Annotated in this window: 7 protein-coding genes; 5 read left to right on the plus strand and 2 right to left on the minus strand. The window is 38.2% G+C overall.

The features are described from left to right. The first annotated feature begins 99 nt into the window (after positions 1-99). Genes zwf through H4J50_RS17875 form a run of 5 tightly spaced genes read left to right on the plus strand, consistent with a single transcriptional unit; the run spans position 100 to position 5,786 of the window. A complete protein-coding gene (gene zwf / locus H4J50_RS17855; RefSeq protein WP_108456147.1) occupies positions 100-1,569 on the plus strand; it encodes a glucose-6-phosphate dehydrogenase in 1,470 nt (489 codons plus the stop codon). Further along, positions 1,569-2,261, plus strand: coding sequence for a 6-phosphogluconolactonase (gene pgl / locus H4J50_RS17860; protein ID WP_182257550.1), 693 nt, complete (start codon positions 1,569-1,571; stop codon positions 2,259-2,261). The genes zwf and pgl overlap by 1 nt, the downstream gene beginning before the upstream one ends. 17 nt (positions 2,262-2,278) lie before the next feature. Further along, entirely contained in the window at positions 2,279-4,111 is a 1,833-nt protein-coding gene (edd, locus tag H4J50_RS17865) for a phosphogluconate dehydratase (RefSeq protein ID WP_182257553.1), read from the plus strand. 2 nt (positions 4,112-4,113) lie between these two features. Continuing rightward, positions 4,114-5,130, plus strand: coding sequence for a glucokinase (locus H4J50_RS17870; protein WP_182257551.1), 1,017 nt, complete (start codon positions 4,114-4,116; stop codon positions 5,128-5,130). Between the two features lie 8 nt (positions 5,131-5,138). Then, positions 5,139-5,786 carry a bifunctional 4-hydroxy-2-oxoglutarate aldolase/2-dehydro-3-deoxy-phosphogluconate aldolase gene (locus H4J50_RS17875; RefSeq protein WP_182257552.1) on the plus strand — a complete coding sequence of 216 codons (648 nt, stop codon included), beginning with the start codon at positions 5,139-5,141 and terminating at the stop codon, positions 5,784-5,786. Positions 5,787-5,979: 193 nt separating this feature from the next. Here the strand turns inward: H4J50_RS17875 and H4J50_RS17880 are convergent, their stop codons facing one another. Together H4J50_RS17880 and gap are read right to left on the minus strand one after the other, a co-directional pair. Next, a complete protein-coding gene (locus H4J50_RS17880; protein ID WP_108456143.1) occupies positions 5,980-6,501 on the minus strand; it encodes a hypothetical protein in 522 nt (173 codons plus the stop codon). A 149-nt stretch (positions 6,502-6,650) separates the two neighbouring features. After that, positions 6,651-7,646 carry a type I glyceraldehyde-3-phosphate dehydrogenase gene (gene gap / locus H4J50_RS17885; RefSeq protein WP_108456142.1) on the minus strand — a complete coding sequence of 332 codons (996 nt, stop codon included), beginning with the start codon at positions 7,644-7,646 and terminating at the stop codon, positions 6,651-6,653. Positions 7,647-7,765 lie beyond the last annotated feature (119 nt).

A 7,765-nucleotide genomic window follows, 5' to 3' on the forward strand; every position in this document is an offset into this window, starting at 1 on the left:
ATAAAATTACAGAAAGTGCTTTACTGTCGATGCTATAGCAGATAAATTAGCTTTATATGTAGTTTAGTTACAGTTAAATAAAAATTGAGAATACATGCTATGAAAAACATAGATACCCCATTAGCAAGTGAAATTGTTATTTTTGGTGCGCTGGGAGACTTATCTCGTCGCAAACTTTTACCGTCTTTATATCAATTAGAATTAGCTGGCTTATTAAGTGATGACACTCGAATTATTGCTGTTGCTCGAAATGATCTAGCGCTTGATGCTTTTACTAAACAAATAGATGAAAGCTTAAATGAATTTATTTCAGAAGCGCTTGATGCCGAAACAGTCACTAAATTTTTAGCCAGACTGGTTTATCAACAACTCGACTTTAAAGATATTAAAGCCTATGAAAACCTCGCTAAAACGTTATCAAGCGTTGAAGGTGCACGTGTTTACTATTACTCCACTCCACCAGCAATTTTTGGTGATATAAGTGAAGGCTTAAAGTCAGCTAAATTAATCGATAATGCTGATAGAGTGGTTATGGAAAAACCTATCGGGCATTGTTTAGAGTCATCTAAAGTCATTAACGACCAAGTATCTCGCTATTTTAAAGAGAAACAAATTTATCGAATCGATCATTATCTCGGTAAAGAAACGGTTTTAAACCTTTTAGTTTTACGATTTGCCAATAGCCTGTTTACTAACAACTGGGATCGTAATTGCATTGACCATGTACAAATTACCGTTGCAGAAAGTGTTGGTATTGAAGGGCGTTGGGGCTTTTATGATGAAGCTGGCCAAATGCGCGATATGGTACAAAATCATTTATTACAAGTTCTTTCTCTACTTGCAATGGAGCCACCGGCAGATTTGAGTGCAGATAGTATTCGAGATGAAAAATTAAAGGTTATTAAAGCACTTAAACCAATTACTCTGCAAAATGTTAAAGAAAAAACAGTCAGAGGCCAATATGCAGACGGTTACCTAAACGGTGTAGCTGTACCGGGTTATTTGAATGAAGAAGGTGCTAAAGCGAATAGTTCAACGGAAACTTTTGTCGCTATAAAAGCTGAAATAGACAACTGGCGTTGGGCGGGCGTACCATTTTACTTGCGAACAGGTAAACGTATGCCACAAAAGCACAGCGAAATTGTTGTACATTTCAAGCAGCAAGCTCATAACATTTTTAATGAAAGCTATGCCGAATTACCATCAAATAAATTAACCATTCGTTTGCAACCAGACGAAGGCGTTGAGCTTGAAATGATGAATAAAATTCCGGGTATTGCCTCACAAATGCAGATCCATGAAAATAAATTAGATTTAAGTTTTTCTAAAACTTATGACAATCAACGTGTTGTCGGCGCTTATGAACGTTTATTACTAGAAGTAATAAAAGGTGATCAATCGTTATTCGTTCGTCGCGATGAAGTTGAGGCTGCTTGGAAGTGGGCTGACAGTATTATTGAAGCTTGGCAATCAACCAATAGCGCACCAAAACCATATGCAGCAGGTTCTTGGGGACCTGTTTCATCAATTTCTTTAATCGCGCGTGATGATCGCCATTGGGTGGAATAATGTACCAAATTAACGAATTCGAACAACGTGAATTATTAGATGTGGCTCTTGCTGATAAAGTTGCAGCCATACTGACTGCTGCTGTTGAATCTAAAGGAAAAGCGAGTATCGCTGTTTCTGGAGGCTCAACCCCAAAAGGATTTTTTCAAGCATTATCTAAGAAAAAATTAGCGTGGCAAGCTATCACCATCACTTTAGCAGATGAACGTTGGGTGGACATTACTTCAAGTGATAGCAATACCAAGCTAGTACATGAAAACCTTTTACAAAATGAAGCCGTAAACGCCAATTTTTTTCATCTTAAACAGGGCGACAGTTTAAATACCGAAATTTTAGCAGATTTGAACTTAGCAGCTAATCAACAATTACTGCCTTTAGATGTGCTTATCCTCGGTATGGGTGAAGATGGCCACACAGCCTCGTTATTTCCTTGTAGTGATGAAATAACTCAGTGCCTTGCAACTGATAGTGCAGCACTGATAAAAGTTACACCAAAATCAGCGCCTTATCAGCGTATTAGTTTTAGTTTTGCCGCATTATCGCAAAGCAAAAATACATTTTTACATATAAGCGGTGCAAGTAAGAAGCAAGTGTTAGCAACAGCTATTGCAGGACAAGAATGTCGAGAAATGCCGATCAGAGCATTTTTACAAGCACCAGACGTTAATACACAAGTTTATTGGGCACTTTAATTATGACTAAAATTTCTATGAACAAAAATATAGTACAGATCACAAACCGTATCATTGACCGCAGTAAAGCGAGTCGTGCAGCTTATCTTGAAAAAATAGCAGGTGAAAAGTCTACAACTGTACATCGTGCAAGTTTATCTTGTGGCAACTTAGCTCATGGCTTTGCCGCTTGTGGTAGTGATGACAAAGCGACATTGCGTGGTGTTAATCACTCAGATGTTGCTATTGTTTCAGCCTATAACGATATGCTTTCAGCACATCAGCCATACCAAACTTACCCTGAAATTATTAAAGCAGCGGTAAAAGAAACTGGTGGTGTTGCGCAATTCGCTGGTGGTGTGCCTGCGATGTGTGATGGTGTGACTCAAGGTCAACCAGGCATGGATTTAAGCTTAATGAGCCGTGATGTTATTGCCATGTCAACTGCTGTAGCGTTGTCGCATAACATGTTTGACGGTGCCTTAATGTTAGGTATTTGCGATAAAATAGTACCTGGCTTATTGATCGCCAGTATGACATTTGGTCATTTACCTACCGTTTTTGTACCTGCGGGTCCAATGCCTTCAGGCTTACCTAACAAAGATAAAGCCCGTGTTCGTCAGCAGTTTGCTAAAGGTGAAGTGGGCGAAGAAGAATTATTAGAGGCTGAATCAGCGTCTTATCACAGTGCTGGTACTTGTACTTTCTTCGGTACAGCAAACTCAAACCAATTAGTGGTTGAGGTGATGGGTTTACATTTACCTGGCGCATCTTTTATCGCTCCTAATACCCAATTGCGTGAAGAATTGACTAAAGCTGCTGCACGCCAAGTAACGCGTTTAACTCAGCAATCAGGCAATTATATGCCAATCGGTAAAATGGTTGATGAACGTTCAATCGTTAACGCTATTGTTGCTTTGTTAGCAACTGGTGGTTCAACCAACTTAACTATGCACATTATTGCCTTCGCAAAAGCCGCAGGTATTATCATTAATTTCCAAGATTTTAATGACTTATCAGACGCTGTGCCATTATTAACTCGTATTTATCCTAATGGTCATGCAGATATTAATCAATTTCAAGAAGCGGGTGGCATGGCATTGCTATTCAAAGAATTGATTGACGCTGGTTTGGTACACGAAGATGTTGAAACTATTTGTGGACGTGGCTTAACGCGATATACCCAACGTCCAGTATTACAAGATGGCAAGTTATTATGGATCGACGGAGCGACAAGTTCTGGCGATGACGAAATAATTGCCACCGTTGCCAAACCTTTCAGTAGTCATGGTGGTTTGCAAGTTATGAAAGGCAACTTAGGTATTTCAGTGCTGAAAACTTCATCACTTCGTGAAGGCAGCTTTGTTATTAAAGCACCTGCAGTTGTATTTGAAGACCAACATGAACTAGATATCGCTTTTAACGCCGGTGAATTAGAAAAAGACTTTATTGCTGTTGTTCGCTTTCAAGGACCTAAAGCACGTGGTATGCCTGAGCTACACAAATTAACGCCACCATTAGGTGTTTTACAAGACAAAGGCTACAAAGTTGCGCTAGTTACCGACGGCAGAATGTCAGGTGCTTCTGGTAAAGTTCCTGCAGCTATTCACTTATGTCCTGAGGCATTAGATGGCGGTTTAATTTCAAAAATTAAAACTGGCGATATGATCTTACTTGATGGTGAAACTGGCGAGTTAACATTATTAGTTGAAGAAAGTGAACTAGCTAACCGTGAAAATGCTATTTTTCATGTCAATGGTCATCACCAAGGCATGGGGCGCGAACTATTTGGCTTTATGCGTCGTAACTTAAGCTCTGCTGAGACAGGTGCTTGTTCACTATTTGATGAGAATTTTCAAGGCGGACTATAATTATGCCGCACAATGAAATTAATATTATTGCTGATATTGGTGGAACTAATATGCGTGTCGCTTTAATCGATGCGCAAGGTGAAATTGCCAATATTACCATCTATGCATGTGCAGAACATGAGAGCTTAGCGTTTGTATTAACAGACTTTATGACTCGACATCAGTTAATGGGCAAAACAATAAATGCTTGTTTGGCTATTGCTTGCCCAGTAGATAAAGATCTCATTGTGATGACTAATTTGCCTTGGCAGTTTTCACAATCGCAATTAAAAGCGCAATTAAAGTTAAATGAGCTAGTGCTCATTAATGACTTTACTGCCATTGCTCATTCAATACCGCATTTGGGCGCTGATCAAAAAGTGCAAATAGGTGAGGGTAATGTTATTGCCAATAAACCTATTTCTATTTGTGGTGCAGGCACAGGTTTAGGTGTTGCAAATTTAATCTCTATTGATTCTTGCTGGCACAGTTTAAGCGGTGAGGGTGGACATGTAGATTTTGCTCCTGTCGATGAACAAGAGATTGCTATATTACAGTTCCTTTCTAAAAAATATGCACGTGTTTCCAGCGAGCAGTTATTGTCAGGGCTAGGTATTGAACAAATTTATCAAGCGTTGAGCTTTGTAAAAAATGGCGAAGCTACCATGTTGTCTGCAAAAGACATAGCAGGAAAAGCATTATCGGGTGAGTGCACCTTATGTGTTGAAACCCTTGCACAATTTTGTCGTATTCTTGGTAGTTTTGCGGGTAACTTAGCGTTAACACTGGGTAGCTACGGCGGCGTTTATATCGCTGGTGGTATTGTACCTCGATTTGTCGACTTTTTTGCCGACAGTGAATTTAGAAAAAGATTTGAGGCAAAAGGCCGATTATCAAGTTTTAATCAACCTATTCCAACTTTTGTCGTTACCGAAGAACAACCTGGTTTACTTGGCGCAGCAGCGTATCTTGATCAATTTATGTCAGAAAAAAGTAAAGCCAATTACACAAACCAAACAACTAACACTACTAGGTATTAAGAGGAATTATGACTTTACCAAATAAATGGCAAATTCAGCCATCAGAACTATTTGCAATGGGCCCTATAGTTCCCGTTTTAGTGATAAAAGATGTTAAAGATGCGTTACCCATTGCAGAAGCATTGTTAGCTGCTGATGTAAAAGTATTAGAAGTTACATTGCGAACTCCTGCAGCTTTAGAAGTGATCAGCATCATTGCTAAACATTTACCTGAAGCCATTATTGGTGCAGGAACCGTTACCAATCGTGAATTACTACAACAGTCTTACGATGCAGGGGCAAAGTTTGCAATCAGCCCTGGTTTAACAAAAGATTTATTACAAGCCGGTAAAGAAGGTAACTTAGCCTTAATCCCTGGTATTTCATCAATATCAGAATTAATGGATGGCATAGACTTAGGTTATGATCACCTTAAATTCTTTCCAGCAGAAGCTTCTGGTGGTGTTAAGGCCCTTCAATCAATCGGTGGCCCATTTCCAGATATTAAATTCTGCCCAACAGGCGGCATTAACATTAATAATGTTAGAGATTACTTAGCATTGCCCAATGTAGTTTGCTGTGGCGGCTCTTGGTTAGTGTCTGATGAGATTGTTAAACAAGGTAATTGGCAAGAAATTACGCGTTTAGCTAAACAAGCGCTAGAACACGTAAAGTAGTATCTATTGCTACTTAGCTAGTTAAAAGCTTACATTATTTTAAAATATAAAAAACCAGGCGAATGCCTGGTTTTTTTTGTTAAGAGAACTGCAATTTAAATAATATTTAGCTAAACAATTACTGAACACTCATGTCACATTCAAGTCAGCTTAGAACTTGCCCGTTCTGTTCAGTGGTATCGCTTCACTAAAACTAGATTTTAGTTTCTGTTAATAACGGTAGCTCTAATCTCATACGTTGGCTATTGCGAATAAAATTGCTGCCAGTCTCAACCAACTCTCTACCTTCTTTGATCATAGCTTGGGCTTCAGTTTGTAATTTTTTTGACTTGGTAATCATTGAATTACCTTTTTTTACGTCATCAATTGCATCTTCCCACTTATCACCAATCGCAGTTAAACGATCTGCTTCATATTGAATTTCTTTTGGGCTTGTAGATGCACCAATTTGTTGAGACTCTAACTGATAGCTCTGTCTTGAACGAATAATAGTATCGCTAGCTATTTGAATGAGCGCTTCGCCTTCTCTTAGTTCAGTTCGTGATTTTTCTAGTGTTTTCTCACCTTTAATAATGAGTTTTTCACCTTTCTCTGAATATTTTTTTCCTTGTTCCCACATCCCATTAGGATCGTTAGCATAATCGCCAAGTTTTGGTGTTGAAACACAAGCTGTTAAAAAAGTAGCCGATATAATTAATATTAAAAGTTTTTTCATAATTTATCCTTAGAATAAAGGGTTAAACAAAGGGTATGTGTTTAAATTTGTGTGTAAATTTAAGGGTATTATACTGCTATGGGAATCTAATATACAAAAAAGCCAGAATAAATCTGGCTTTAATATCGTAAAATTTTAACTCGCGGTTTTTATTTTGATATAAAAGTTGCCAAGTCTAAAATTTTATTTGAGTAGCCAATTTCATTATCATACCAAGAAACAACTTTAACAAAGGTGTCGGTCAGTGCAATACCAGCTTCAGCATCAAAAACTGATGTGCATCTTTCGCCAATAAAGTCGTTAGAAACAACAGCATCTTCAGTGTAACCTAAAATGCCTTTTAACTTGCCTTCTGAAGCCGCTTTCATTGCCGCACATATTTCTTTGTAACTTGCTGGTTTTTCAAGATTTACGGTTAAGTCTACAACAGATACATTCGGTGTAGGAACACGAAATGCCATACCTGTTAACTTACCGTTTAACTCAGGAATTACTTTACCTACGGCTTTAGCAGCACCAGTTGATGAAGGTATAATGTTTTGTCCTGCACCACGACCACCACGCCAATCTTTTGCAGAAGGGCTATCAACGGTTTTTTGAGTCGCTGTAGTGGCATGAACTGTGGTCATTAAACCATCTTTAATGCCCCAGTTATCATTTAACACTTTAGCGATTGGCGCTAAACAGTTAGTTGTACAAGAAGCATTTGAAACAATGTCTTGTCCAGTATATTCAGTATGGTTAACACCCATAACAAACATTGGTGTATCGTCTTTAGACGGAGCAGAAAGAACAACTTTTTTTGCACCAGCTGTTATATGTTTACGCGCTGATTCATCTGTTAAAAATAAACCTGTTGATTCGACAACAACATCGACATCAACGTCATCCCACTTTAAATTAAGCGGATTGCGTTCGGCTGTCACTCGGACATTTTTACCGTTTACCACTAAATGACCATCAACGACGTCAACAGTACCGTTGAAACGACCGTGTGTAGAGTCATACTTAAGCATATAGGCAATATAATCTACATCGATTAAATCATTAATTGCGACTATTTCAACATCTGCTCTGGCAAATGCTTCTCTAAATACGAATCTACCAATACGACCAAACCCGTTGATCCCTACTTTAATTGTCATAATGAACCTTAAAAACAAGACTTAAATAATTTATGTAGTAAAATTACACCAATTCGTGAAAATTACAAGCTATAAATCGGTAAATCACAATATAAGTACATTTATTGCTTGTTTTATTA

This window comes from Colwellia sp. 6M3 (genome assembly GCF_014077595.1).
Lineage (GTDB): Bacteria > Pseudomonadota > Gammaproteobacteria > Enterobacterales > Alteromonadaceae > Cognaticolwellia.

What these genes read in the sequence shown, in the direction of transcription:
- zwf (WP_108456147.1), top strand. Translation starts at nt 100, where the DNA reads ATGAAAAACATAGATACCCCATTAGCAAGTGAAATTGTTATTTTTGGT.
- pgl (WP_182257550.1), top strand. Translation starts at nt 1,569, where the DNA reads ATGTACCAAATTAACGAATTCGAACAACGTGAATTATTAGATGTGGCT.
- edd (WP_182257553.1), top strand. Translation starts at nt 2,279, where the DNA reads ATGAACAAAAATATAGTACAGATCACAAACCGTATCATTGACCGCAGT.
- H4J50_RS17870 (WP_182257551.1), top strand. Translation starts at nt 4,114, where the DNA reads ATGCCGCACAATGAAATTAATATTATTGCTGATATTGGTGGAACTAAT.
- H4J50_RS17875 (WP_182257552.1), top strand. Translation starts at nt 5,139, where the DNA reads ATGACTTTACCAAATAAATGGCAAATTCAGCCATCAGAACTATTTGCA.
- H4J50_RS17880 (WP_108456143.1), bottom strand. Translation starts at nt 6,501, where the DNA reads ATGAAAAAACTTTTAATATTAATTATATCGGCTACTTTTTTAACAGCT.
- gap (WP_108456142.1), bottom strand. Translation starts at nt 7,646, where the DNA reads ATGACAATTAAAGTAGGGATCAACGGGTTTGGTCGTATTGGTAGATTC.